Here is a 24423-nt window from a genome sequence, read left to right as displayed (position 1 = left end):
ACAGATCCACGGAGCCTCACCGATGAAATCCTGTGAAGTCAACTTTGACGGTCTAGTGGGGCCGACCCATAACTACGGCGGACTGTCGTACGGCAACGTCGCGTCCCAGAGCAATTGCCAGCAGTCGTCCAACCCCCGTGAGGCGGCGCTGCAAGGGCTGGCGAAAATGAAGGCGCTGATGGAGCTGGGCTTCACCCAGGGTGTGCTGGCGCCACAGGAGCGCCCAGACATCGCGGGCCTGCGCAAGCTGGGTTTCGGCGGTACCGACGCCCAGGTCATCGAACGTGCGGCCAAGGAATCCATGCCACTGCTGGTCGCCAGTTGCTCAGCGTCGAGCATGTGGGTGGCCAACGCCGCGACGGTCAGCCCGAGTGCCGACACCGCTGACGGCCGCGTGCATTTCACCGCTGCGAACCTCAACTGCAAATACCACCGCAGCATCGAACACCCGACCACCAGTCGCGTGCTTGGCGCCATGTTTGCTGATCAGCAGCACTTCGCTCATCACGCCGCCTTGCCTGCCGTTGCCCAGTTCGGCGATGAGGGCGCGGCCAACCACACGCGTTTCTGCCGCAGTTACGGCGAGGCGGGCGTCGAGTTCTTCGTGTTCGGTCGTGCGGCGTTCGACACCCGTTTCCCGGCGCCGCAGAAGTATCCGGCGCGCCAGACCCTCGAAGCGTCGCAAGCCGTCGCGCGTCTGCATGGCCTGAGTGATGAAGGCGTGGTCTACGCGCAACAGAACCCGGCGGTGATCGATCAGGGCGTGTTTCACAACGACGTGATCGCGGTCGGCAATGGCGAAGTGCTTTTTTATCACGAGGACGCCTTCCTCAATACCGAGCACATGCTCAGCGAACTGCACGACAAGCTCAGCCGTCGCGGCGGCCGTTTCCAGGCCATCTGCGTGCCGCGCACCGAAGTGGGCGTGGAAGACGCTGTCCGCTCCTATCTGTTTAACAGCCAGTTGCTGTCGCGCCCGGATGGCTCGATGCTGCTGATCGTGCCGGAAGAGTGCCGCAGCAACGAACGCGTGTGGCATTACTTGCAACGCCTGATCGCGGACGAAAGCCCGATTCGCGAGGTCAAGGTGTTCGATCTCAAGCAAAGCATGCAGAACGGCGGCGGCCCGGCCTGCCTGCGTTTGCGGGTGGCGCTGAATGAAACGGAACTGGCGGCGGTCAATCCAGGGGTTATCATGACCGCGCCGTTGTACGACACGCTGACGCAGTGGGTGGACAAGCACTACCGCGATCGCCTGAGCGAAAGCGACCTTGCGGACCCGCAACTGCTGACAGAATGCCGCACGGCACTGGATGAATTGACGCAGCACCTGAAGCTGGGCGCGGTCTATCCTTTCCAACTCAATTGATGCATTTCCTCCATCGCGCCTGATTCGTAAGCGGCGTCAGGCCGCGATGCCGTTGCTTTTACAGAGAGAATTTTATGACCGACGCCCTGCGTTTGATCCTTGAAGACACCGACGGCACTCAGCTGGAAACCTCCTGCACGCGTTTCGCCGTGATCTGGCAGGGCAAAGAAGTGTGGATTCAGCAAGACGGCCGTGGCCAGTTGCTGATCGGCGTGGACGTCGAGGAGGGCGACGCCGAGTACGCCAACCTGCTGCTGCGCCCGCTGGCGACCAACCTCGTGAGTCTGCAGCTGGAAATGGAACCGGCTGACGTTGGCGGCGACGACGAAGAAGGCCATGTGCACGGCCCGGATTGCAATCACTAAGCAGGAGCTCGTCCTATGCTCGCCCTCGGCAAACTGCTTGAACTGACCCTGGCGGGTCGTGAACCCGCAGCAAAGACTCAACTGACCGTCGACGGCGTGCGTTTGCGCTGGCTGGCCGAAGGTGCGCTGGAAGTCCGGCCCCCCGACGCGAAGGACAATGGCACCGACCTGCTGCTGTCTGCGGGCATTCATGGCAACGAAACAGCCCCCATCGAATTGCTGGATGAGCTGATTCACGCCATCGCCCGGGGAGAACTCAAGCCTCGGGCGCGCATTCTGTTTCTGTTCGGCAACCCCGAAGCGATGCGTCGCGGCGCGCGCTACGTCGAGCAGGACGTCAATCGGCTGTTCAATGGCCGTCATGAGCAAACCGAAGGCAATGAAGCGCTGCGGGCCTGCGAGCTGGAACGTCTGGCCGCGAGCTTTTTCAGCCTGCCTGATCGTTACCGACTGCATTACGACCTGCACACGGCAATTCGTGGCTCGAAGATCGAACAGTTCGCGCTTTACCCGTGGAAGGAGGGGCGCCAGCATTCACGCCGTGAACTGGTGCGCTTGCACAAGGCGGGCATGGAAGCGGTGTTGTTGCAGAACAAGCCGTCCATCGTGTTCAGCGCCTACACCTACGACAAGCTGGGGGCCGAGGCTTTCACGCTGGAGTTGGGCAAGGCGCGGCCGTTCGGGCAAAACCAGCAGGTCAACCTCGCGCCGTTGAAGGCAACGCTTGAGCAACTGATCAAGGGCTCAGAGCCTCTGGTGGGCGATCAGATCGATGGCTTGAAACTGTTCAGCGTGGCGCGGGAAGTCATCAAGCGCAGCGATGCGTTTCGTCTGCACCTGCCGGACGATATCGAGAACTTCACCCAGCTGGATAAAGGCTTTCTGTTGGCCGAGGACGCGTCAAATTCACGCTGGGTGGTCGAAGAAGAGGGCGCCCGCATCATCTTCCCGAATCCGAAGGTCAAGAACGGTTTGCGTGCGGGGATTCTGATCGTGCCGACGACGGATGAGCAGTTGAGCTGAAGTGGGCCCCTGTAGGAGTGAGCTTGCTCGCGATTACGGTGTGTCAGGCGCCTGAAATGTCACCGATAAACCGCATCGCGAGCAAGCTCACTCCTACAAGGAAGAGCGGCGTTTGGGAGCGCCGAATTCCAATCAACCCACCGCTTTCTGCGATTCACCCAAACGACGCACCGCACGCAGCTTCGCCAGGGTGTCCGCGCAGGTCTTCGCCGCTTCCTGGCCTTTGTGCACGAAGTGGTTGAAGAAATAGTTGTGGTGCTCTTCGCCCGCATGGAAGTGGTGCGGGGTCAGGACCACCGAGAACACCGGCACTTCGGTTTCCAGCTGAACCTGCATCAATGCAGAGATGACCGATTGGGCCACGAATTCGTGACGATAGATCCCGCCATCGACCACCAGGCCAGCCGCCACGATGCCGCCGTAGCGACCGCTGTTGGCCAGCAGCTTGGCGTGCAGGGGAATTTCAAAGGCGCCGCCGACTTCGAAGAAATCGATATCGCTCTCGGCGTAACCATGGTTGGCCATCTCGGCGACAAAGCCTTTGCGCGCCTGATCGACAATATCTTTGTGCCAGCAAGCTTGAATGAAAGCGATGCGCTCGTGAGCGTGGATAGCGGTAGGTTGCATGTGTTCTGACTCCTGTTTAATTAAAAAACAGGGCGCTTTGGATCGAAGGGGATGCCAGGGTACGAGCGTCAACCGTCCGGGCAACAAACGCCCGTGACACGGCTGCGAGACGATCCTGTGGTGCCTATCCCGTTCTCTCTTCATCCGGACTATGACCGTCGGCTCTGGAATCACACCAGATCTGCTGACCTCGCAACGCGAGCGCTCGCGGGCTAGACGCTTTGCGCGCCATTACCGCCGGTGGGGAATCGCACCCCGCCCTGAGAACGTTGCCGACGGCATAATTCGTCGGCGTGCAGTTTGTAACACAGATTTTCAGAATGTGCATGGAGCCTTTTTGATGGTTTTCATCAGCTTTTCTTATAAGCCCATCTTGGCATCGCGGCCCGAAGCCTTGATTATCGGAGGTCCCGGCCTCAAGACTGAGGTTTGAATCATCTTTCAGGGAGCTTCATCGTGACGGTTATTGATCTGCGCAGCGACACAGTGACCCAACCCACCGCAGGCATGCGTGACGCCATGGCCCGTGCGCCTCTGGGCGATGACGTGTACGGCGAGGACCCGACGGTCAACAAGCTGGAGTCGTGGCTGGCGGAGCGTCTGGGCTTCGCGGCGGCGCTGTTCGTTCCCACCGGCACCATGAGCAACCTGTTGGGCCTGATGGCGCACTGCGAGCGCGGCGATGAATACATCGTTGGGCAGCAGGCGCACACCTACAAATACGAAGGGGGCGGCGCGGCGGTGTTGGGCTCGATTCAGCCTCAGCCGCTGGACAACCAGGCCGACGGCTCGCTGGACCTCGATCAGGTGGTGGCCGCGATCAAGGCCGACGATTTCCATTTCGCACGCACCCGCCTGCTGGCCCTGGAAAACACCATGCAGGGCAAGGTGCTCCCGCTGGAGTATCTGGCGGCGGCCCGCAAGTTGACCCGCGAAAAGGGCCTGGCCCTGCATCTGGATGGCGCACGTCTTTACAACGCCGCCGTCAAGCTGGGCGTGGAAGCCCGAGAAATCACCCAGCATTTCGATTCGGTGTCGGTTTGCCTGTCCAAAGGCCTCGGCGCGCCGATTGGCTCGGTGCTGTGTGGCTCTGCAGAGTTCATCGCCAAGGCACGCCGGTTACGCAAGATGGTCGGCGGCGGCATGCGTCAAGCCGGATCGATTGCAGCGGCGGGTCTGTACGCGCTGGAGCATCAGGTCGAGCGTCTGGCCGACGACCACGCCAACGCGGCGTTTCTCGGCAAGGCGCTGAGCGAACTGGGTTTCGAGGTCGAGCCGGTGCAAACCAACATGGTCTACGTGCACATCGGCGACCGTGCCGAACGTTTCAAAGCTTTTTGTGTCGAGCGAGGTATCGTCCTCAGTGCTGCCCCGCGTTTGCGCATGGTCACGCACCTTGACGCCTCGGCGGCGCAAATGGAGCAGGTGGTCGCCGCGTTTGCCGAATTCGGTAGCCGCTAACCGACCGATAATCCAATTGGCGGCATCTATCGTACAAAGACGCTGTACCGTGGCAGTAACGCCTATATAATGCGGCCCTTTGCCGTCGTTTCGTCGAATGACGTTATGCAGTTGGCTCCGGCCGCAGTTCCCGTGGAAGAACCTATGAAAAGCGCAGAAATCCGTGAAGCCTTCCTTCGCTTCTTCGAAGAGCAAGGCCACACCCGAGTAGCCTCCAGCTCCTTGATTCCGGGCAACGACCCGACCCTGCTGTTCACCAACGCAGGCATGAACCAGTTCAAGGATTGCTTCCTGGGCCAGGAAAAACGGGCCTACACCCGTGCCGTCAGCAGCCAGAAGTGCGTGCGCGCCGGTGGCAAGCACAACGACCTGGAAAACGTCGGGTACACCGCACGTCACCACACTTTCTTCGAAATGCTGGGTAACTTCAGCTTCGGCGACTACTTCAAGCGCGATGCGATCACCTTCGCCTGGACCTTCCTGACCGGCGTTTTGAAACTGCCGAAGGACAAGCTCTGGGTCACGGTCTACGCGACCGACGATGAAGCCTATGACATCTGGACCAAAGAAGTCGGCGTGCCGGCCGAGCGCATGGTTCGCATCGGCGACAACAAAGGCGCGCCTTACGCGTCTGACAACTTCTGGACCATGGGCGATACCGGCCCGTGCGGTCCTTGCACCGAGATATTCTACGACCACGGCGCCGACATCTGGGGTGGCCCGCCGGGCTCGCCGGAAGAAGACGGCGACCGTTACATCGAGATCTGGAACAACGTCTTCATGCAGTTCAACCGCACTGCCGATGGCGTGCTGCACCCGCTGCCAGCGCCGTCGGTCGACACCGGTATGGGCCTGGAGCGGATCAGTGCCGTCCTGCAGCACGTGCATTCGAACTACGAGATCGACCTGTTCCAGAGCCTGCTCGCCGCTGCCGCCCAGGCCATCGGTTGCACCAACGACGCCCAGCCTTCGCTGAAAGTCGTGGCCGACCACATCCGGTCCTGCGGCTTCCTGATCGCTGATGGCGTGCTGCCGTCCAACGAAGGCCGTGGCTACGTGCTGCGCCGCATCATTCGCCGCGCCTGCCGTCACGGCAACAAGCTGGGCGCCAAGGGCAGCTTCTTCTACCAGATCGTGGCTGCGTTGGTCGCCGAAATGGGCGAGGCCTTCCCTGAGCTGAAATCCCAACAGGCGCACATCGAGCGCGTACTGAAAGCGGAAGAAGAGCAATTCGCCAAGACCCTGGAGCAGGGCCTGAAAATCCTCGAACAAGACCTGGCCGAGCTGAAAGGCACGGTCGTGCCGGGCGACGTGGTGTTCAAGCTTTACGACACTTACGGCTTCCCGATGGACCTGACCGGCGACATCGCCCGTGAGCGTAACCTGACCCTCGACGAGGCCGGTTTCGAGCGTGAGATGGACGCCCAGCGTGAGCGCGCGCGTTCCGCCAGCGCGTTCGGCATGGACTACAACAGCCTGGTCAAGGTCGATGTGCCAACCGCGTTCACCGGTTATTCGGCCACGGCGGGCGACGCCAAGGTCGTGGCCATCTACAAGGAAGGCCAGTCGGTTCAGCAGTTGAACGAAGGCGAAGAAGGCGTCGTGATCCTCGATCAGACTCCGTTCTACGCCGAGTCCGGCGGCCAGATCGGCGACAGCGGTTACCTGACCGCCAATGGCATCCGTTTCGACGTGAGCGACACCACCAAGACCGGCGGCGCGTTCCTGCACCACGGTGTGCAAGTGTCGGGCAGCCTGACCGTCGGCACCACGCTGAGCACCCAGGTGGCCGCCGAAGTGCGTCAGGCCACCTCCCTGAACCACTCGGCCACGCACTTGCTGCACGCCGCGCTGCGTCAGGTGTTGGGCGATCACGTCCAGCAGAAAGGCTCGCTGGTTGACAGTCAGCGCCTGCGCTTCGACTTCAGCCACTTCGAAGCCATCAAGCCTGAGCAGATCAAGGCGCTGGAAGACATCGTCAACGCCGAGGTTCGCAAGAACACTGCCGTTGAGACCGAAGAGACCGACATCGAATCCGCCAAGAAGAAGGGCGCCATGGCGCTGTTCGGCGAGAAGTACGGCGACAGCGTTCGCGTGCTGAGCATGGGCGGTGATTTCTCCGTCGAGCTGTGCGGCGGGATTCACGCCAACCGCACCGGCGACATCGCACTGTTCAAGATCATCAGCGAAGGCGGCGTGGCCTCGGGTGTGCGTCGTATCGAAGCAGTCACCGGCGCTGTGGCGCTGGCGTACCTGAACACCGCTGAAGAGCAATTGAAGGAAGCCGCGAACCTGGTCAAAGGCAATCGCGACAACCTGCTGGACAAACTGACGGCTGTGCTGGAGCGCAACCGTCTGCTGGAAAAACAGCTGGAACAACTGCAGGCCAAGGCGGCCAGCGCGGCGGGCGACGATCTGTCGGCCGCAGCGGTGGACGTCAAAGGTGCCAAGGTCCTCGCTGCCCGTCTCGACGGTCAGGATGGTAAAGCGCTGCTGGCGCTGGTGGATCAGTTGAAGAACAAACTCGGTCGCGCAGTGATCCTGCTCGGCGGTGTGCATGAAGACAAGGTCGTGCTGGTGGCGGGTGTCACCAAGGACCTGACTGGCCAACTCAAAGCCGGTGATTTGATGAAGCAAGCGGCTGCCGCTGTAGGCGGTAAAGGCGGCGGTCGCCCTGATATGGCACAAGGTGGCGGCGTTGACGCTGCCGGGCTGGACGCGGCGCTCGCGCTGGCGGTTCCGTTCGCCGAACAGGGAATTTAAGTCGACCCACCGCCCTTTTCTCTATAAAGAAGAGGGCGGCGCTACGCGGTTTGAATGTTTAACGGGGGCCCGTCATGGGCTGAGGCGGCTTTGAGATGGCTTTAATCGTACAAAAATTTGGCGGCACCTCCGTGGGCTCGATCGAGCGCATCGAGCAGGTGGCCGACAAAATCAAGAAATTCCGCGAGGCAGGCGATGATCTGGTGGTGGTGCTGTCCGCGATGAGCGGCGAAACCAATCGCCTGATCGACCTGGCCAAGCAGATCAGCGACCAGCCGGTTCCGCGTGAGCTGGACGTCATTGTCTCCACCGGTGAGCAGGTGACGATTGCCTTGCTGGCCATGGCGCTGATCAAACGTGGGGTGCCAGCGGTGTCCTACACCGGTAACCAGGTACGCATCCTCACCGATAACGCGCACAACAAGGCGCGTATTCTGCAGATCGACGATCAGAAGATTCGTGCCGATCTGAAAGAAGGTCGTGTGGTAGTGGTCGCCGGTTTCCAGGGCGTCGACGAAAACGGCAACATCACGACCTTGGGTCGCGGTGGTTCGGACACAACGGGTGTGGCGTTGGCTGCTGCGTTGAAGGCCGATGAGTGCCAGATTTACACCGATGTCGATGGGGTTTACACCACCGACCCGCGTGTGGTGCCTCAGGCACAGCGTCTGGAAAAGATCACCTTTGAAGAAATGCTGGAAATGGCCAGCCTGGGCTCCAAGGTGTTGCAGATCCGCTCGGTGGAGTTCGCCGGCAAGTACAACGTTCCGCTGCGCGTGCTGCACAGCTTCAAGGAGGGTCCGGGTACCCTCATTACCATCGATGAAGAGGAATCCATGGAACAGCCGATCATTTCGGGCATCGCCTTCAACCGTGACGAAGCCAAGCTGACAATCCGTGGCGTGCCAGACACCCCGGGTGTTGCCTTCAAGATCCTCGGTCCGATCAGCGCCGCGAACATCGAAGTCGACATGATCGTGCAGAATGTTGCGCACGATAACACCACCGACTTCACCTTCACCGTGCACCGCAACGAGTACGAGCAGGCGCTGAGCGTCTTGCAGAATACCGCCAAGGAAATCGGCGCGCGCGAAGTGATCGGCGACACCAAGATTGCCAAGGTCTCCATCGTTGGCGTGGGCATGCGTTCCCACGCAGGCGTTGCGAGCCGCATGTTCGAAGCGCTGGCGAAGGAAACCATCAACATCCAGATGATCTCCACATCTGAAATCAAGGTGTCAGTTGTCATTGAGGAGAAGTACCTGGAACTGGCGGTTCGTGCGCTGCACACGGCGTTTGAACTCGACGCGCCCCGCGAGGGCGAGTAAGGGTTTTGCCGAAGGGCGCGGACGACTCCGCGCCCTTCGTGTTTCTGATGTGCGCGAGAAAGCTGTTTTTTTTCCGACGCTAGTCAATACTCACGACACTGGCCCGTTGCCTCTTCTGGTGCGGGCCAATGCCTTTATGGTTGTGCAGACTGTTGTCCCTGAATTCAGGTTGAGGAGATAGGTATGCTGATTTTGACCCGTCGGTGCGCGGAGAGCCTGATAATCGGTGACGGTGAAATCACCGTGACTGTGCTCGGCGTTAAAGGTAATCAAGTACGAATTGGGGTCAACGCGCCCAAGGAAGTGGCTGTTCACCGGGAAGAGATTTACCTGCGCATCAAGAAAGAGAAGGACCAGGAACCAAGCCATTAATTTTTATTGAATTTTTGGTTTGCAAACGGGGAAAAGGGTGGTTATTATACGCCCCGTGTTGCGGAGAGCTGGCCGAGTGGCCGAAGGCGCTCCCCTGCTAAGGGAGTACACCTCAAAAGGGTGTCGGGGGTTCGAATCCCCCGTTCTCCGCCATTATTTGCGTAGTACGTTGTAATCTGGCTTGATCGGTAAGTTGTTGAATTTACTGGAAAAAGTTCTTGACCAAAAGATTTGACGGCCTATAATGCGCGGCAACAAATGCACTCGTAGCTCAGCTGGATAGAGTACTCGGCTACGAACCGAGCGGTCACAGGTTCGAATCCTGTCGAGTGCACCATTTAAGCGTTGTTTGTAGTGATACAGGCGGCGACTTTAAGAAAGAGCCTGGCTTCAACAGGCCTTCGGAAGTACCACTCACTTCCAGAAGTAAAATGCAGTGACCAGAGGTGATCTGGTTCATCAAGCGCCATTTGCACTCGTAGCTCAGCTGGATAGAGTACTCGGCTACGAACCGAGCGGTCACAGGTTCGAATCCTGTCGAGTGCACCATAAAACGAAAAGCCCGCATGAGAATGCGGGCTTTTTGCTTTCCAGGGTTTATGTTCCTGCCCTGTCTTTTTGTCGCGTACCTTTCACGCAGCCGTGCTCATCGAACGTGACCTGCCGGCTTCGACCTTTCTTTTCTTCATACACATAACGCACCTCGGCGTTGCGGCCTATGATTTTATCGGGTTTGCCGAGAAGGCTTTCCACATCCCGTTTGGTCATGCCTGCCGGCGTCTGTTGATTGATGATCGCCTTGCGGCGTTGCTCCGCGCTCAACACGTTGCCGCAACCGTCGTCTCGTTGACCGACAATCACCAGTTCGGCGTTGGTCTGATTCTTGACTGAGCCAGCGTGTCTGGAAGGGGCCGGTTGAACGGTTCCAGGAAGCGGGCTGTGAACCTGATGTGACGTGAAGTTTTGGCCGGTGGGGCAGCCGAGGGTTGTAAACGTGATACGTCCGTTATCGTCCTCGCAACGGTTGACCGTCGTTGCCCATGTGCAGGCGGGCGCGATCAGCAAGGCAGCAATAAGGGTGTTGCGGATGTCCAACGGCATGTCGACGTCCTCCTTGACGGGTGTCAAGAAAGCCTAGCCAGATGAAATTTGACTGGCGAGCGTGTTTTCTTCTCTTGATGTGACGTCGTAGCAATAACGACTCGGACAATGCTTAACATTGTGTTGCAAGCGCTTGTTCCGCGTTGAATTTTTAACATGAAGACCCGGCAAGGGGTGTATGATTGCGCCCGTCAGCCCCGCCGGGGCTTGTGGAATACCTCCATGGACTTACCCAGTAGCAACTCAGAATTAAGCTGTACCAATCACGAATCGACTGATTGATCTTCCGGCGCGGTCCACTGCTGGGAGTGGAGTTCGCCTATGACCGAAATCGAAGTAAAAAAAACGCAGGAAAGCCTTCAGGATCGCCTCGCACAAGTCGTCGACCTGCTGCAACGTCAGCGCATCGTCGAAGACCTGACTCATCGCCAGGAAGGCCAGCACCAGGATCGCGTTGAGAACCTGGTCCATCGCCAAAACCTCGTTGAGCTGCAACGCAAGCTCGATGATCTGCACTCTGCCGACGTCGCCTATATTCTCGAAGCCCTCCCGGTTGAGGACCGCCTGACGGTCTGGCAACTGGTCAAGGCCGAGCGCGACGGCGACATTCTTCTAGAAGTGTCCGACTCCGTTCGTGAGACGCTGATCGCCGACATGGACGATCATGAGTTGCTCGCTGCCGCCAAGGAAATGGACGCGGACGAGCTCGCAGACCTGGCGCCGGAGCTGCCCCGGGATGTCGTCCATGAACTGATGGAAGCCCTCGACAGCCAGCAACGCGAGCGCGTTCGTTCGGCGTTGTCCTACCATGAGGAACAGGTCGGCGCGCTGATGGACTTCGAGATGGTCACCATTCGCGAAGACGTCAGCCTCGAAGTCGTTCTGCGTTACCTGCGTCGACTGAAAGAGCTGCCGGGCCATACCGACAAACTCTTCGTGGTGGATTACGACGGCGTGCTGAAAGGCGTACTCCCCATCAAGCGCCTGTTGGTCAACGACCCTGAAAAACAAGTGTCGGACGTCATGGCCAGTGACCCGGTGAGCTTTCACCCGGACGGCGATGCTTACGAGGCGGCTCAGGCCTTCGAGCGCTACGACTTGATTTCCTCCCCCGTCGTGGACAAGAACGGCAAGCTGATTGGCCGTCTGACCATTGATGAAATGGTCGATCTGATTCGTGAAGAGAGCGAAACCGAAGTATTGAACATGGCAGGTCTGCGCGAGGAAGAAGACATCTTCGCCTCAGTGTGGCGCTCGCTGCGCAACCGCTGGTCCTGGCTGGCGGTTAACCTGATCACCGCCTTCATCGCTTCCCGCGTGATCGGCCTGTTCGAAGGCTCGATCGAGAAGCTGGTGGCGCTGGCGGCCTTGATGCCGATCGTGGCGGGTATTGGCGGTAACTCTGGCAACCAGACCATCACCATGATCGTACGCGCGATGGCGCTGGATCAGGTCAGCACGGGCAACACCTCGCGTTTGATGCGCAAGGAACTGGGCGTGGCCCTGGTCAACGGTCTGGTGTGGGGCGGGGTTATCGGTATCGTGGCCTACCTGCTTTACCACAGCTGGTCGCTGGGCGTGGTCATGACCGCAGCGATGACGTTGAACTTGCTGCTCGCGGCGTTCATGGGCGTGCTGATCCCGATGACACTGGCCAAATTGGGACGTGACCCGGCGATGGGTTCCAGCGTGATGATCACCGCGATGACTGACAGTGGCGGCTTCTTCATCTTCCTTGGGTTGGCGACAGTGTTTTTGCTCTAAGCCAGCCTCATAAAAAACCGCCTTCAAGGGCGGTTTTTTATTCTGAAATCGGCGGGGTTCCATCGATTTTGCCCACAAAAAAGCCAGCTGAATGCTGGCTTTTGAGTCTCTGACGCTTGGGACTTATTCGTCGTCGGCGGCCAGGCTGGTGTCGTGAGCAATCAGCGAAACCAGAGCGTTTTGCTGGCGGTGAGCAAGTTGGCGGAAGCGCTGCAGCAGCTCACGTTCATGCAATGACAACTCTGGGCTGTCGAGACGCAGCTTAGGCTCGTCGCCCAGTGCGCCTTCTTGAATCAGGCTTTGTTCGAGACGCGCAATAATTTCAGAGTTCATGCTGCGATGGTTGTCTTTGGAGACTTCCGCAATGCGCTCGCGCATACCTTCCGGGAGACGGACAACGAACTTGTCAGCTGTGCGACTGGAATAATTGGCCTGTTTCATAGGGCTCATATATTTAACCGATTTAGTTCAAAGGGGAGGCGGTTCATGCATTTGGCCGCGAGATGTCATCGTCTGACTGTCATTTCGGCGAAATGTTCAACCTGCCAGCATAAAGGTCCGTCATCATGCATCAATACGTCGGAACCTTGGCGTCAAATCTGTGACAAATATTGAACTAGATAAAGGCGTTTAGCCAGCACCAATTATCCGAAATGCGTTCTGGTTAGCAAAGTTCCCGGATACCACTCATCCGACCGACAGCCACAGATTACGCGGGTTTCCGCAATGATGGCTATCTGTCTTCAGCGTAGAAGCGTCTGTAAGAAATTTTGAGAATGATGCCGACAAAGAGACGAAGGGTCTTTTGGCAGTGCGCCAACGGGCGCGAGGAGACGAGGATGTGGACTCAACGTCCGCCGTTGGCCTGACGCAATACCGGGTCGAACTTGATGCGGCGTCCCACCACCATCGCGGCGAGGAACAGCATGGCAAATGTACCGGCGGCCACTTTGGCGACCGTTCCAAGCGCGTCCATTGATGAAGGAAGCAGTTGATCCGCCGCGACGCCCATGATGGCGAGAATCAGAAAGGAAAGTGCTGCTTTTGACATGGCTTTTCTCTGTTCAATAAACGAATCGGCAAACCACAGTCACGCCTCGTGCGCTCAAAACACCCAGCGTTGAGACCAATCAACCTGAATGGCTTCGTCGGTATCGTTGGCCAGCATGGCGTCAGACCGTTGCGATGGCATGACGGCGAAGCGCGGTGTTTGCTTGACGAGGTAATGCGGTTGAGCCTGAACCGCGACACTCTCGGTTTTGCTGCCGTCAGCCTGGAAGTGGAAAGCCACCAATGCGACCAGAGCCGCAGCATTCAACAGGGAGAGAGTCATGTTCATCTCGTTTACCTTCGTTTGGAGTTGTGTATGAAGGGGATTGCACGAGAGTGAGAATGCAGTCTGCATGCCAAGCGAATTGCAAAAATAAAACCAATAAAATCAATTGGTTATGTATTTTTTTGAAAAGGTGCAGATTGCAGTTTGCAATGATGTCATTTTGGGCCATTGCAATTTGCATGACGGGCATCTGCTGTCAGCCAAATCCCCGGCGGACTACAGCGCAAAACGACAATGACGACATGACAAAACAGGGGCTTGCCGTTAACATGCACGCCGTCCCGCTGGCGCCATTCAGAGCGCCGGTACAGTGTCTCAGTAGCTCAATTGGATAGAGCATCCCCCTCCTAAGGGGAAGGTTGCAGGTTCGAACCCCGCCTGGGACACCACACTAATAGATACCTCTTTTCGGCCATTAGGTGAAAGCGGCAGAGCGCTTCAGCCATAACCTTCCTCCAACGTGATCAGCGTTCCCCACCCCGGAGTGTTTCCTGGGAAACCGATTTGTGACGGCGACAGCGTTCCGAGCAGTACTTGACGTCGTCCCAGCAGCGGGCCCATTTTTTTCGCCAGGTGAATGGCAGGCCGCAGGTGGCGCAGGTTTTTTGCGGTAATTCGTTTTTCTTCACGGTGCGGCCTTCCGCAGAGGATGCTTTGGCCGAGGATACCCTGTGCCGTCCGCTGTTGTTTTTTGGAGCGAACGAGACGCTGACATGGGCGTTCAGTTCGGCGTGTTCCTTGCGCAGCCGGCCCGAAGCGATTACCCGCTTTCATTGCTGATCGGGATCAAGTAACGCGCCGGGCACGCTTGACCCACGGTTGTCAGAGGGCGGTGCCTGCACCGGTTAACCGTTCAGGGCCAAGCGCTCGACGGCGGAGGCATCCGAGTTCAGAAAGGTGCGCGCGGATTTCAGGATCTCGTCCGACAGGGCCGTTTTACCTGTGGCGCGGGCGAGGGTCATGGCGCCCACCATCAGCGCGTATTCGACGACAGCCGCCTGGCGGTTTGCGGAGTCCTCGCGGGGTGACTTGCCGGGTTCGAGGGTCGACATGTACGCCTCCATCAAGGTCTGAAGGCCCTTGACGTAAGTCTGATGAAGCTCTGAAGGTCTGCCTTCGTGGGCAATGTCACCCGAAAACGCCACCACCGGGCAGGTCTCGGCGGCGTTGTCCCGTTTGGAGGGCGCGAGGTAGTGATCGATGATCGCCTTGCGGGCTGTTCGTTTTTTGCGATGCGCGGCGATTTTCTCTTTCCAGGCGTTGGCAGATTGCTCGAACGCATGTACGCAGGCTTCGTTCGCCAAGGCTTCCTTGGACTCGAAGTGCCCGTAAAACCCGCCATGGGTCAGCCCCGCCTCGTGCATGATTTCTGCCACGCTCACGCCGTTCAAGCCACGTTCGCGATAGAGCCGGGTTGCCGTTTCCGTGATCGAAACACGGTTCAGCTCGGTTTGCTGTCTGGACACTCGCGGCATAAGGCGCCTCTTCATAAGCTGAAATAGATGTGCAGCATCCTATATAAAAGCCTGATCACTGTCATGGTGGGCCGTGTGCCCCGAAGCCCAATCGACGAACGACTGGGGCCCGGGCCGTCAGGGAGCGTGATGAATCAGGTGTCAGCGATGGAGTTTTCCAGTGCGCCGATGCCGTCGATTTCGATGCGAACCGTATCGCCTGGTTGCAGGAAGCGGGGCGGGGTGAAGCCGATGCCGACGCCGACGGGCGTTCCGGTGCTGATCACATCGCCAGGCTTGAGCTCGATGCCCGCCGACAGGCATTCGATGAGGGCGGGAATGTCGAAGATGAGCGCGCTGACGTTGGCGTCCTGCCTCAACTCTTCGTTCACCCAGCATTTGATCGTGGCGTTTTGCGGGTTGAATGCGTCGGCGGTGACGATCCACGGGCCCATGGGGCAGAACCCGTCGAGGGATTTGCCGAGGAACCATTGGCGGTGGTTTTTCTGCAGGTCACGGGCGGTGACGTCGTTGATGATGGTGTAGCCCCAGACGTGGTCGTACGCGTCTTCTTTCGAAATCCCACGCCCCCCTTTGCCAATGATGACGGCCAGTTCTGCCTCATAATCCAGTTGCCGGGTGACGCGGGTGTGCGGCGAAATGGAGTCCAGGTGGCCGATGATCGACTCCGGCGTCTTGGTGAAGATTACCGGAAACTCAGGGGCAACTTCCCCGTCCTTGGCGCTGTGATCGAATCCGGACTTGCTGAATTCTGCAGCGTGTTCGTGATAGTTCTTGCCCACGCAAAAGACGTTGCGCGTCGGCGCGAGGGGCGCCAGCACTTTCACACCCACGAGGGATCTGCCGGGACCCTGAGCGCCAAGCCCGGTAGCAGCTTGTTCCCAATTCGCGATCAACTCGTCCAGGCTGCCGGCGAAGCGGCCCTGAAGTTCGTTCAACGGCCAGAACACCCCGTTTACATCGTCGATCAGTGCGGGTGTCGGGCGGTTGTCTTCAGCTAAGACGTTGGCAAATTTCATCGTCGATCCTCAGGGGGGTAGGTTTTTTTTCTGGCGTCAGCGCCCGCGTTCACGCAAGTGTCTCTCAGGCTTGTCAGCAGAAAATACATGATGTAAAACATCTATTCAATAAATGTTGAGAGACATTTATTTTGCGCGAAACGCCGGTTTCGGCGGCGTGCAACACGTCCAGCCCTTTCACGCCAATAACAGGAAATGCCATGCCACTTGCCAGAATAGATGTTGCTGCAGACACCTCTGCCGAAACCGTCAAAATCATTGGTGACGTCATTTATGAAGCGATGACCACCACCGCCAACGTGCCGGCGAACGACCGTTTTCAGGTCGTCAATCGCCATGGGAAGGACGAGTTGATTTACCCGGCTGACGGTTATCTGGGCGTGACTTACACGCCGAAGATTGTCTTCATCCAGGTCACCTGGAACGCGGGCCGGTCCATCGAGGTAAAGAAGGCGTTCTACAAAGCGGTCGCCGAAGGCATCCATGAACGTGCAGGCATTCGCAAGGAAGACGTCTGGATCAGCCTGATCGATGTTCAGCGTGAAGACTGGTCGTTCGGTAACGGCGAGATGCAATACGCCCCGACAGCGTGATTTCGTCGGTGGTCAGCCATGGCGCGGCCTTGTACCGCGCCATTTTTTTTGGCCGCCACGGGCGAGCGCTTCGACGCGCGGTTGTCGATGCGAGATGCGTCAATGGGAGAGGTCGATCATCTGCGATTCAGTGATGCGCTTGATGGCTTGCGGGGATTGGTTGAACGCGCGCAAGAACGACCGCCTCATGCGCTCTCGGTCCCCGAAGCCGCAGTCCCGGGCAATGATGTCGAGGGAATAACGCCCCTCTTCCATCATGATGCGGGCGGCTTCGACAACAGGAAGGTCACAAAGCGGTGATGGCACGCGGGTGCAGGTGCCGCCCGTCACAGCTTATGGAAAATATAGTCCGCCGAGCTGTCATGGCTCAAACCGATGTCCGACGCGAGCAACTGCTGACGCAAGTCCGGCTGATCCACCCGCACTGACCATGCCTTGCCTGCGGGGTCGTGCGCGCCAGCGTCGCAGGCATCGATGGCCGCGATCAACGCCCGGCGATCGGGTTGATAAATCGCCATCGCGTTATTTTTCCAGGCGACCGTCGTGAGCCCCATGTATTCGCAAATATTGATCTTGGCTCGCGCGTCATCTCGGTCCGCTTGCCGTGACTGCTCCACTTGACGGGCCAGCGTCGGGTCCATAATGCGATCAGTGAACATGACCTCGCCGGTCTGCCAAGTCTCTGGCGGGCACCCTTTGTCTTCGGGCTGAAGGCGGATGAACGGGTTGATCTCCATCGGGTATATCCGACAGACCAGCGGACGCGCGTCGTAGATGCCGCAACGGTCGTCGGCCCCCAGGTTGGGGCAGCGGTCCAGGGCATTGGCCGTGAACACGGCAATGACCTGAATCACCGCACCGCCGCTGCCGACTTCCGACGCCCGCCGAGCGCTGTGAGCGAACTGCTGAGGGTCGGAAGTCCAGGTTGCTTCGTTGAAGGCTTCCAGCACGATGGCGACGTCGTGACCACGGGCGAGCCATTGACGTGTTTCATTCAGCGTCAATGGGATCAAGCGACTTTTGCAGCAGGCACCGCAGCCATTGCACGCAAAGCGAATTGAAGTGTTCGACACGCGAGATCACTCGATGTACGGGGAAGGTTAGCTGTGGCCGCACAGAATGCGCAGAGCGCCTTGAAACAGCAAGTCTAAAAGGATGAAATTTGCCTGTCAGAGGAAAACCGAGCGATGCCTTTGACCTGTCCGTCACGCACAAAAAAGCCACGGGGTTTGAGGCCCGTGGCTTTTTGTTTACCGCCATTTCAACGTGGCGAAAATTACAGCGCCATGTCGTTCGCAGGCTTGCTCTCGGCCGGTTTGCTCGGCTCGGTGCTGGTGCCGACGCTCTGGTCGATGACCGGCGGCTTGTCCAGTTGCAGGACTTCGGCGGTGTAGTTCCACTCTTGCTGCACGGCAGCCGGCGAGTCGTTCAGCTTGGTGCCGTAGCTCGGCACGATCTGGCGGATCTTCGCTTGCCATTCAGGCGTCGCGACTTTGTCCTTGAAGACCTTTTCCATCACGTTGAGCATGATCGGCGCGGCGGTCGAGGCACCTGGCGATGCGCCCAACAGTGCGGCGATGCTGCCGTCCTGTGAGGAAACGACTTCGGTACCCAGCTTGAGCACGCCGCCTTTCTCGGCATCACGCTTGATGATCTGCACGCGCTGACCGGCTTGCCACAGACGCCAGTCTTCTTTCTTGGCGTGCGGGAAGTATTCCTGCAAGGCCTTGAAGCGATCGTCGTCGGACAGCATCAGTTGGCCGGCGAGGTACTCCACCAGCGGGTACTGCTCGATGCCCACTTTGGTCATCGGCCAGAAGTTGTGGGTGGTCATGCTGCTGAATAGGTCCAGGTACGAACCTTCTTTCAGGAACTTGGTGGAGAAGGTGGCGAACGGGCCAAACAGGATCACGCGCTTGCCGTCGAGCACGCGGGTGTCCAGGTGCGGAACCGACATGGGCGGCGCGCCGGTGGAGGCGATGCCGTAGGCCTTGGCCATGTGTTGCAGAGCAACGTCCTGATTCTCGGTAACCAGGAACGAACCACCGACCGGGAAGCCTGCGTAGTCACGGCCTTCCGGAATGCCGGATTTCTGCAGCAGCTTCAGTGCGCCGCCGCCAGCGCCGATGAACAGGAACTTGGCGTCGGTCGCGCTGCTGGTGCCGTCCTTCAGGTTCTTGTACTCGACGTGCCAGCTGCCGTCGGCATTGCGAGTGATGTCGTTGACTTCGCTCGACAGTTTCAAGTTGAAATTCGGGCGAGTCTGGAGCGCCGAGACGTACTGACGGGTGACTTCACCCCAGTTGACGTCGGTGCCGATCGGCGTCCAGGTGGTGGCCAGCTTCTGGTTCGGGTCACGCCCCTCCATCATCAGCGGGACCCACTTGGCGATCTGCGCGTGGTCTTCGGAGAACTGCATCGGGCGGAACAGCGGGCTCGCCTGCAGGGCTTCGTAACGCTTTTTCAGGAACTTGATGTTGTCATCGCCCCACACGAAGCTCATGTGCGGTGTGGAGTTGATGAACGAATGCGGGTTTTTCAAAACGCTCTGGCGGACCTGCCAGGCCAGGAACTGACGGGTCACTTGGAAGGCTTCGTTGATCTCGATGGCCTTGGAGATGTTGACCTTGCCGTCTTTGTCTTCCGGCGTGTAGTTCAGCTCGGCGAGACCGGAGTGGCCGGTACCGGCGTTGTTCCAGCCGTTAGAGCTTTCTTCGGCGACTTTGTCCAGACGCTCGACCATTTCCATGGTCCAACCTGGCTCCAGCTCGTTGAGCCAGACGCCCAGAGTCGAACTCATGATGCCGCCGCCGATCAGCAGCACGTCCACTTTTTTGCTTTCTGCGGCGTGTGCCTGAAGCATACCCACCGAAATCGCCAGACCCAGCAGGGCCTTGCCTGTCGTTTTGATCATTGCACGCAATCCAATTGAAAGAACGTTATCCGCCTGCCTCTTATGTCGAGACGAGACCGGTTCGGCGCGTGTCAGAACTGACAGGCGCAAGGCTCGGTTTCGCACTCGGAGGGCGAGGGGTAGGGTTCAAGGTCGATGAGGCAGACCTTGAGTTCTGTGTCCCTCTGCGCTGGCTTTTTGTTAGATCATTGGGATGCAGCAGCTTGAGTAAACAACAAACACCCCGCAGGACTCGGTCATCAGGTCCAAGGGATCTGCGAGGGGCCGCGATTGTACCTGAAATGTGATTTCTGACAAAACGTGTGACGATTTAGTCAATGAGCCAAGGTGTCACAGGTGGCGAAAGAATGGCTTTCGCCACCTGTGATCCATGAAATTTTGCCGCTAACACTGACTGAACACGGTGTGAATCTGTAGGAGCGAATTCATTCGCGAGAGGCCTGTGCATTCGATAAATCTTCATCGAATGTACAACTGCTTCGCGAATGAATTCGCTCCCACAGGGAGTTGTCGTTGACGCGTCAGAGCGTGAACTTGCCCACCATGGTGTTGAACGACACCGCCAGGCGTGACAGTTCCTGGCTCGACGCGTTGGTCTGATTCGCGCCAGCGGCGGTCTGCGCCGACAGGTCCTGAATGTTCACCAGATTGCGGTCAACTTCCCGCGCCACTTGGGCCTGTTCTTCGGCCGCGCTGGCGATCACCAGATTGCGTTCGTTGATCTGGCTGACGCCTTCGCTAATGCGCTCCAGCGCCAAACCGGCTTCGGTGGCGAGTGTCTGGGTGTTGGTGGCGATGGCCTGGCTCTTGCCCATGGCGCGCACTGCTTCATCGGCACCGTTGCGCACCAGGGTGATCATCGATTCGATCTCGCCGGTAGAGGCTTGTGTGCGGGCGGCGAGGGCGCGGACTTCGTCGGCGACCACGGCAAAACCGCGGCCTTGCTCACCGGCGCGGGCCGCTTCGATGGCCGCGTTGAGGGCTAGCAGGTTGGTCTGTTCGGCAATGCCACGAATCACGTCCAGCACTTTGGTGATGTCACGAATCTGCCCGGCCAGTGCCTCGACGCGTTGGGTCGAATCGTTGATTTCCACGGTCATGGTGTTCATCGCAGTCACCGCTTGCTGCACTTGCTGCTGGCCCTTGACCGCGTCGTCGGCCGTCTGGGTCGAGACCTGCGAAGCGCTGGCGGCGTTGCGGGCGACTTCTTCGACGGCGGCGGTCATCTGGTTCACGGCCGTTGCAGCCTGCTGGATTTCGTCGTTCTGACGTTGCAGCCCTCGGGTGCTGTCGTCGGTCACAGCGGTCAGTTCTTCCGCAGCCGAGGCCAGTTGATCCGAAGCACTGGCGATCTGTTGCACGGTGCCCTTGAGGCTGCCCTGCATCGTCGACAGCGCCCTGAGCAGTTGCCCGGTCTCGTCCTGGCCGCCGGAGGCGATGACGTGGGTCAGGTTGCCGTTGGCCACATGGGAGGCGCTTTCCACCGATTGATAAATAGGGCGAGTGATCATGCGCGTCACGATCAACCCCAGTGAAATGGCGCAAATGACCGCGATCAGCGAACCGATGGTCAACAGCCACGTCACCTGACTGTCGGTTTCCACGCCTGCCTGGGCCGACTCTTGAGCCTGGCGAGCGTTGGATTCGATGATGATTTTCAGCTCGCCCATGGTTTTGCGGTAGGTCGGGGTGACGTTACTGGCCGCCAGTTTCGCGCCCTGTTCGACGTCTCCGCTCTGAATGACGCTCAGCGTGCTTTGAACCGCCGACATGTAGGCGGGCCAGTCGCGAGTAAAGTCATCGCCCGCTGCCTTTTCGTCATCTTCCATAGGGGTCTTGCGATAGATCGCGAAGTCGGTGTCTGCCTGCGCCTGGTTTTCCTTGAGCGACTGAATGACCGCGTTGACTTCCTCGGGGCTGGCCTTCAGCGCGCTGAGGGCGATGATCTTGAAGAAGTCGCGGTTGGTGGCAATCACGTTGGCCTTCACCGAATCGACCTTGGTGACCGACAGCATGCTGTTTTCAACAGTGCCTTTGAACAAATCGTACAGACGAGAAATGCCGTTCTGGCCTAGCACACCCACCACCACAGTGATCAGGGCACACAGGCTAAACGCGAGCAACAGCTTGGACTTGAGTTTCAGGTTGGTCAGCCAGGACATGAAGGAATACTCAGGCGAGAGGAAGAGACGCGGTTGGGTCACCGTCTTCCAAGCGTATCGGCGGAGAGGGAAGGGACTTTACATATCCGGTAACATCTAGCCGAAACTTTACGTTCTCCGAAATTGGCCGAGTTTGGATCCATTATCCCGACTCTTTTCTTCACGCTCGCGTGCTTTAAAGCATACGACCTGCGTCACAAATGCATTCGTTTCACCCAGCATCATTGTCATGGAAGGGTCGCTTTTTATCGCGGGTGTCACCTAAGCTTTACTTGGGTGCCGCCGATAACCGAAGCGAGGGCTCTCCTGCCCTACGGCAAGTTGGCGACGCCCCTGTGAAATAGCTTGATGGCAATTTGATGTTGGCTATTATCTGCGCCACGTTAAGGGTGCTTCGACGTTGATGCTTGTGAGGCTGCCTCTGAGCTGATTTATCTCCCGCTACAGGAATCTCGATGCTGGCCTGGAACCAAAAAACCTTTCTGATCGTCGATGATTTCTCCGATTTTCGCAGCTCGGTCAGGTCAATGCTGCGCGAGTTGGGCGTCAAGGAAGTGGACACCGCAGACAATGGCGAACAGGCGATCAAGGCCTGCTCGCAGAAGCGCTATGACTTTATCCTGCACGACTTCAACTTGGGTGACGGCAAGAAAAATGGCCAGCAGGTGCTGGAAGACCTGATGACCGACCGGCTGATCAGCCATGAAAGCGTGTTCGTCATGGTCACCGCTGAAAACAGTCAAGCAATGGTCATGAGCGCGCTGGAATGGGAGCCTGACGCGTATCTGACCAAGCCGTTCAACCGCGCCAGCCTGGCGCAGCGTCTGGAAAAAATCGTCCAGCGCAAGACCCTGCTCAAGCCAATCCTCCAGGCCCTCGACCGTGGCAAGCCCGCTGAAGTGCTGGCGGCCTGCGTCAACCTGACCAAACAGGACCCGCGTTTCGCGCCGTTGTGCCTGCGCTACAAGGCCGACGCACTGCGCGACCTGAACCAGCAGGAGCCGCTGGAAGCGTTCCTCAAGTCCATCCTCGCTGACCGCCCGCAACCCTGGGCGTATTCTGCGTTGGGCAAGCTGCTGTTCAAGCGCAATCGCAATGCCGAAGCGCAAACGGTCTATGAAGAAGCGATTCGTACCTTTAATGCGATGCCGGTGCTGTTCGACGGTTTGGCGGATGTGCTGATTGCCAGCGGCGATAATCGTCGTGCGCAGAAAATGCTCGAAGAAGCCGTGCGCCTGTCGCCCTATGCCGTGCGCCGTCAGCGTTTGCTGGGCAAGCTGTCGTTGGAGAATCAGGACTTTGACGGCGCCTCCCGTGCGTTCCGCCAGGCGGTGTCGCAAGGTCAGTTTTCTCGCTTCAAGGACCCCGAAACCAACCTCGGTCTTGCGCAGGCGCTGATCAGCAAGGGCGCCGAGCGGGGCTTCGACGCGCGGACCCGCGTGGAAATCAACCAGACCCTGGGCGACGTCGCCAAGGAGCACACCAACGACGCCGGTCTGCAAGTGCGGGCGCGTTTGATGAAGGCCACCAGTGTCGCGAGTTCCGATCCGGAAATGGCGGCCAAATTGACCGCGCAGGCCATGGAACGGCTCGACGGCATGGAGCATTTTCTCAGCGCCGATGCGGCGTTGGCCGTTGCGTCACAGCTCAAGCAACTGGGACAGGAAGCGGCCGGTGCCGGGATCTTGAAAAGCTGCGCGGAAATCTACGGCGACGATCCGGCTGTCATGCAGAACATCGCCAGGCAGACCGACGACCCGGAAATCCTCGGTGCGGGCAAGGCGGCGATCGATCTGAACATGCAAGGCATTCGCAGTTATCGCGCGGGCAAGCTGGGCGAGGCTCAGGACTTGTTCCGTCAGGGGCTGGCGCTGCAACCCAAGAACATCAGTATCGCGTTGAACATGGCCCAGTCGCTGTTGCACATGGGCGTGCAGAACCTCGACGCGGCCAGCCTCAAGGAGTGTCAGAACAGTCTGAAAATGGTGGGCAAGATGCCCGAGACCGACCCGCGATACGAGCGGTATCAGAAACTGCGACTCAAGGCGTTTGGCGAATGACGGACGAGGATTCGGGGCTGGATTTTTCCATGGTGATCGCCTCCACCGTGCACGACATGAAGAACTCCCTGGCGTCGCTGATCCAGGCCCACGGGCAATGGGTCAAGCAACTGCCCGAGGCCCATCGCGGCACGCCGGAACAGGGCGTGATCGACTACGAATTCGCGCACCTCAACGGCATGCTCGTGCAACTGCTGGGCCTGTACAAACTGGGCGTTAATCAACTGCCGTTGCGCCCGGATTATCACGAGTTGGACGACTTCATCGAAGCACAACTGGCGTTTCACCAGGAAGTCCTCGCCAGCCGTGGCATCGTGGCACGGTATGAAGTCGATGACTTTGGCCTGCCGGGTTTTTTCGACCGCGAGCTGATCGGCTCGGTGGTGTCGAACGTGGTGATCAACGCGATTCGCTATGCCCGCAAGGCGGTGTTGATCACGGCGGGGCAGGTGGGCGAGCAACTGGTCATCAGCGTCAACGACGATGGCCCGGGCTTCCCCGAACACATGATCGAGAAACAGACCGACTACGTGCTTGGCATCAATCAGAGCAGCGGCAGCACCGGTTTGGGCCTGTACTTCGCCGCGAACATTGCCCGTCAGCACCAACGGCAAGGCGTGCCGGGGCATATCGAGATTGCCAATGGCGGCGAGTTGGGCGGTGGGGTGTTCAGGATTTTTCTGCCCTGAGC

Annotated in this window: 22 protein-coding genes, 4 tRNA genes, 1 pseudogene and 1 riboswitch; of the genes and pseudogenes, 15 read left to right on the top strand and 12 right to left on the bottom strand. The window is 58.8% G+C overall.

Going from position 1 to position 24423, the window contains the following annotated elements; translation table 11 throughout:
- The first annotated feature begins 22 nt into the window (after nucleotides 1-22).
- The 3 genes from astB (at nucleotide 23) to astE (ending at nucleotide 2757) form a co-directional block, all read left to right on the top strand.
- Nucleotides 23-1369 carry an N-succinylarginine dihydrolase gene (astB, locus tag AAEO81_RS23315; protein WP_341959401.1) on the top strand — a complete coding sequence of 449 codons (1347 nt, stop codon included), beginning with the start codon at nucleotides 23-25 and terminating at the stop codon, nucleotides 1367-1369.
- Nucleotides 1370-1443: 74 nt separating this feature from the next.
- Complete coding sequence (locus AAEO81_RS23310; protein WP_166593295.1) at nucleotides 1444-1734, top strand: topoisomerase II; 291 nt, start codon at nucleotides 1444-1446, stop codon at nucleotides 1732-1734.
- Between the two features lie 15 nt (nucleotides 1735-1749).
- Nucleotides 1750-2757: a succinylglutamate desuccinylase gene (gene astE, locus AAEO81_RS23305; protein ID WP_341959398.1), complete on the top strand. Its 1008-nt coding sequence runs from the start codon at nucleotides 1750-1752 to the stop codon at nucleotides 2755-2757.
- 132 nt (nucleotides 2758-2889) lie between these two features.
- Here the strand turns inward: astE and AAEO81_RS23300 are convergent, their stop codons facing one another.
- Nucleotides 2890-3384, bottom strand: coding sequence for a 6,7-dimethyl-8-ribityllumazine synthase (locus AAEO81_RS23300; RefSeq protein WP_166593293.1), 495 nt, complete (start codon nucleotides 3382-3384; stop codon nucleotides 2890-2892).
- Nucleotides 3385-3511: 127 nt separating this feature from the next.
- Nucleotides 3512-3656, bottom strand: a riboswitch (FMN riboswitch).
- Between the two features lie 184 nt (nucleotides 3657-3840).
- On the opposite strand from AAEO81_RS23300, the gene ltaE reads away from it, so the two are divergent.
- The 7 genes from ltaE to AAEO81_RS23265 all read left to right on the top strand — a co-directional run bounded on the left by ltaE (nucleotide 3841) and on the right by AAEO81_RS23265 (nucleotide 9857).
- On the top strand, nucleotides 3841-4845 hold the full coding sequence (ltaE, locus tag AAEO81_RS23295) for a low-specificity L-threonine aldolase (RefSeq protein ID WP_341959397.1): 1005 nt from the start codon (nucleotides 3841-3843) through the stop codon (nucleotides 4843-4845).
- A 144-nt stretch (nucleotides 4846-4989) separates the two neighbouring features.
- On the top strand, nucleotides 4990-7608 hold the full coding sequence (gene alaS / locus AAEO81_RS23290; protein ID WP_341959396.1) for an alanine--tRNA ligase: 2619 nt from the start codon (nucleotides 4990-4992) through the stop codon (nucleotides 7606-7608).
- Between the two features lie 95 nt (nucleotides 7609-7703).
- Nucleotides 7704-8936, top strand: a complete 1233-nt coding sequence (locus AAEO81_RS23285; protein WP_341959394.1) for an aspartate kinase — start codon at nucleotides 7704-7706, stop codon at nucleotides 8934-8936.
- Nucleotides 8937-9119: 183 nt separating this feature from the next.
- Entirely contained in the window at nucleotides 9120-9308 is a 189-nt protein-coding gene (gene csrA / locus AAEO81_RS23280; protein WP_020290522.1) for a carbon storage regulator CsrA, read from the top strand.
- Nucleotides 9309-9370: 62 nt separating this feature from the next.
- Nucleotides 9371-9461 (top strand) — tRNA-Ser (locus AAEO81_RS23275).
- Nucleotides 9462-9568: 107 nt separating this feature from the next.
- A tRNA-Arg gene (locus AAEO81_RS23270) sits at nucleotides 9569-9645 on the top strand.
- A gap of 135 nt (nucleotides 9646-9780) precedes the next feature.
- Nucleotides 9781-9857, top strand: a tRNA-Arg gene (locus tag AAEO81_RS23265).
- A 48-nt stretch (nucleotides 9858-9905) separates the two neighbouring features.
- On the opposite strand, the gene AAEO81_RS23260 is transcribed toward AAEO81_RS23265, so the two are convergent.
- Nucleotides 9906-10409, bottom strand: a complete 504-nt coding sequence (locus AAEO81_RS23260) for a cell envelope protein SmpA (RefSeq protein WP_341959387.1) — start codon at nucleotides 10407-10409, stop codon at nucleotides 9906-9908.
- Nucleotides 10410-10730: 321 nt separating this feature from the next.
- On the opposite strand from AAEO81_RS23260, the gene mgtE reads away from it, so the two are divergent.
- Nucleotides 10731-12173, top strand: coding sequence for a magnesium transporter (mgtE, locus tag AAEO81_RS23255; protein ID WP_166593288.1), 1443 nt, complete (start codon nucleotides 10731-10733; stop codon nucleotides 12171-12173).
- Between the two features lie 123 nt (nucleotides 12174-12296).
- Here mgtE and AAEO81_RS23250 read toward each other — a convergent pair whose 3' ends face one another.
- The 3 genes from AAEO81_RS23250 to AAEO81_RS23240 form a co-directional block, all read right to left on the bottom strand.
- On the bottom strand, nucleotides 12297-12623 hold the full coding sequence (locus tag AAEO81_RS23250) for an Arc family DNA-binding protein (RefSeq protein ID WP_110947489.1): 327 nt from the start codon (nucleotides 12621-12623) through the stop codon (nucleotides 12297-12299).
- 397 nt (nucleotides 12624-13020) lie between these two features.
- Complete coding sequence (locus tag AAEO81_RS23245; protein ID WP_341959382.1) at nucleotides 13021-13224, bottom strand: PA3371 family protein; 204 nt, start codon at nucleotides 13222-13224, stop codon at nucleotides 13021-13023.
- A 54-nt stretch (nucleotides 13225-13278) separates the two neighbouring features.
- Complete coding sequence (locus tag AAEO81_RS23240; RefSeq protein WP_341959379.1) at nucleotides 13279-13506, bottom strand: hypothetical protein; 228 nt, start codon at nucleotides 13504-13506, stop codon at nucleotides 13279-13281.
- 315 nt (nucleotides 13507-13821) lie between these two features.
- Between AAEO81_RS23240 and AAEO81_RS23235 the strand changes: the two genes are divergently transcribed.
- Nucleotides 13822-13898 (top strand) — tRNA-Arg (locus AAEO81_RS23235).
- 75 nt (nucleotides 13899-13973) lie between these two features.
- Here the strand turns inward: AAEO81_RS23235 and AAEO81_RS23230 are convergent.
- From AAEO81_RS23230 to AAEO81_RS23220, 3 genes are all read right to left on the bottom strand, one after another.
- A complete protein-coding gene (locus AAEO81_RS23230) occupies nucleotides 13974-14138 on the bottom strand; it encodes a DUF2256 domain-containing protein (RefSeq protein WP_341959377.1) in 165 nt (54 codons plus the stop codon).
- A 216-nt stretch (nucleotides 14139-14354) separates the two neighbouring features.
- On the bottom strand, nucleotides 14355-14984 hold the full coding sequence (locus tag AAEO81_RS23225; RefSeq protein ID WP_341959375.1) for a TetR family transcriptional regulator: 630 nt from the start codon (nucleotides 14982-14984) through the stop codon (nucleotides 14355-14357).
- 134 nt (nucleotides 14985-15118) lie between these two features.
- Entirely contained in the window at nucleotides 15119-16003 is an 885-nt protein-coding gene (locus AAEO81_RS23220; protein WP_341959373.1) for a fumarylacetoacetate hydrolase family protein, read from the bottom strand.
- Between the two features lie 200 nt (nucleotides 16004-16203).
- On the opposite strand from AAEO81_RS23220, the gene AAEO81_RS23215 reads away from it, so the two are divergent.
- The gene (locus AAEO81_RS23215) at nucleotides 16204-16596 is read left to right on the top strand and encodes a tautomerase family protein (protein WP_341959371.1); all 393 of its coding nucleotides are present in this window, start codon (nucleotides 16204-16206) and stop codon (nucleotides 16594-16596) included.
- A gap of 99 nt (nucleotides 16597-16695) precedes the next feature.
- On the opposite strand, the pseudogene AAEO81_RS23210 reads toward AAEO81_RS23215, so the two are convergent.
- From AAEO81_RS23210 to AAEO81_RS23195, 4 genes and pseudogenes are all read right to left on the bottom strand, one after another.
- Nucleotides 16696-16872: pseudogene (locus AAEO81_RS23210) on the bottom strand (GlxA family transcriptional regulator); the annotation flags it as partial.
- Nucleotides 16873-16922: 50 nt separating this feature from the next.
- Nucleotides 16923-17669, bottom strand: coding sequence for a YkgJ family cysteine cluster protein (locus tag AAEO81_RS23205; RefSeq protein ID WP_341959369.1), 747 nt, complete (start codon nucleotides 17667-17669; stop codon nucleotides 16923-16925).
- Between the two features lie 203 nt (nucleotides 17670-17872).
- Nucleotides 17873-19510: a malate dehydrogenase (quinone) gene (mqo, locus tag AAEO81_RS23200; protein ID WP_341959366.1), complete on the bottom strand. Its 1638-nt coding sequence runs from the start codon at nucleotides 19508-19510 to the stop codon at nucleotides 17873-17875.
- A gap of 521 nt (nucleotides 19511-20031) precedes the next feature.
- Nucleotides 20032-21672, bottom strand: coding sequence for a methyl-accepting chemotaxis protein (locus AAEO81_RS23195; RefSeq protein WP_341959364.1), 1641 nt, complete (start codon nucleotides 21670-21672; stop codon nucleotides 20032-20034).
- Nucleotides 21673-22127: 455 nt separating this feature from the next.
- Between AAEO81_RS23195 and AAEO81_RS23190 the strand changes: the two genes are divergently transcribed.
- Nucleotides 22128-23732, top strand: a complete 1605-nt coding sequence (locus AAEO81_RS23190) for a response regulator (RefSeq protein ID WP_341959363.1) — start codon at nucleotides 22128-22130, stop codon at nucleotides 23730-23732.
- Nucleotides 23729-24421 (top strand): HAMP domain-containing sensor histidine kinase, encoded by a 693-nt coding sequence (locus tag AAEO81_RS23185; RefSeq protein ID WP_341959362.1) that lies wholly within the window; start codon nucleotides 23729-23731, stop codon nucleotides 24419-24421. Before AAEO81_RS23190 ends, AAEO81_RS23185 begins: the two co-directional genes overlap by 4 nt.
- The last annotated feature ends 2 nt before the right edge of the window (nucleotides 24422-24423 follow it).

The sequence above is a fragment of the Pseudomonas sp. RC10 genome (assembly GCF_038397775.1).
Lineage (GTDB): Bacteria > Pseudomonadota > Gammaproteobacteria > Pseudomonadales > Pseudomonadaceae > Aquipseudomonas > Aquipseudomonas bambusae.
This window is presented reverse-complemented; position numbering and strand designations above follow the sequence as displayed.

Excerpts from the sequence above, each read along its gene's own strand:
- astB (WP_341959401.1), top strand. The coding sequence starts at position 23 with ATGAAATCCTGTGAAGTCAACTTTGACGGTCTAGTGGGGCCGACCCAT.
- AAEO81_RS23310 (WP_166593295.1), top strand. The coding sequence starts at position 1,444 with ATGACCGACGCCCTGCGTTTGATCCTTGAAGACACCGACGGCACTCAG.
- astE (WP_341959398.1), top strand. The coding sequence starts at position 1,750 with ATGCTCGCCCTCGGCAAACTGCTTGAACTGACCCTGGCGGGTCGTGAA.
- AAEO81_RS23300 (WP_166593293.1), bottom strand. The coding sequence starts at position 3,384 with ATGCAACCTACCGCTATCCACGCTCACGAGCGCATCGCTTTCATTCAA.
- alaS (WP_341959396.1), top strand. The coding sequence starts at position 4,990 with ATGAAAAGCGCAGAAATCCGTGAAGCCTTCCTTCGCTTCTTCGAAGAG.
- AAEO81_RS23285 (WP_341959394.1), top strand. The coding sequence starts at position 7,704 with ATGGCTTTAATCGTACAAAAATTTGGCGGCACCTCCGTGGGCTCGATC.
- csrA (WP_020290522.1), top strand. The coding sequence starts at position 9,120 with ATGCTGATTTTGACCCGTCGGTGCGCGGAGAGCCTGATAATCGGTGAC.
- AAEO81_RS23260 (WP_341959387.1), bottom strand. The coding sequence starts at position 10,409 with ATGCCGTTGGACATCCGCAACACCCTTATTGCTGCCTTGCTGATCGCG.
- mgtE (WP_166593288.1), top strand. The coding sequence starts at position 10,731 with ATGACCGAAATCGAAGTAAAAAAAACGCAGGAAAGCCTTCAGGATCGC.
- AAEO81_RS23250 (WP_110947489.1), bottom strand. The coding sequence starts at position 12,623 with ATGAGCCCTATGAAACAGGCCAATTATTCCAGTCGCACAGCTGACAAG.
- AAEO81_RS23245 (WP_341959382.1), bottom strand. The coding sequence starts at position 13,224 with ATGTCAAAAGCAGCACTTTCCTTTCTGATTCTCGCCATCATGGGCGTC.
- AAEO81_RS23240 (WP_341959379.1), bottom strand. The coding sequence starts at position 13,506 with ATGACTCTCTCCCTGTTGAATGCTGCGGCTCTGGTCGCATTGGTGGCT.
- AAEO81_RS23225 (WP_341959375.1), bottom strand. The coding sequence starts at position 14,984 with ATGCCGCGAGTGTCCAGACAGCAAACCGAGCTGAACCGTGTTTCGATC.
- AAEO81_RS23220 (WP_341959373.1), bottom strand. The coding sequence starts at position 16,003 with ATGAAATTTGCCAACGTCTTAGCTGAAGACAACCGCCCGACACCCGCA.
- AAEO81_RS23215 (WP_341959371.1), top strand. The coding sequence starts at position 16,204 with ATGCCACTTGCCAGAATAGATGTTGCTGCAGACACCTCTGCCGAAACC.
- mqo (WP_341959366.1), bottom strand. The coding sequence starts at position 19,510 with ATGATCAAAACGACAGGCAAGGCCCTGCTGGGTCTGGCGATTTCGGTG.
- AAEO81_RS23195 (WP_341959364.1), bottom strand. The coding sequence starts at position 21,672 with ATGTCCTGGCTGACCAACCTGAAACTCAAGTCCAAGCTGTTGCTCGCG.
- AAEO81_RS23190 (WP_341959363.1), top strand. The coding sequence starts at position 22,128 with ATGCTGGCCTGGAACCAAAAAACCTTTCTGATCGTCGATGATTTCTCC.
- AAEO81_RS23185 (WP_341959362.1), top strand. The coding sequence starts at position 23,729 with ATGACGGACGAGGATTCGGGGCTGGATTTTTCCATGGTGATCGCCTCC.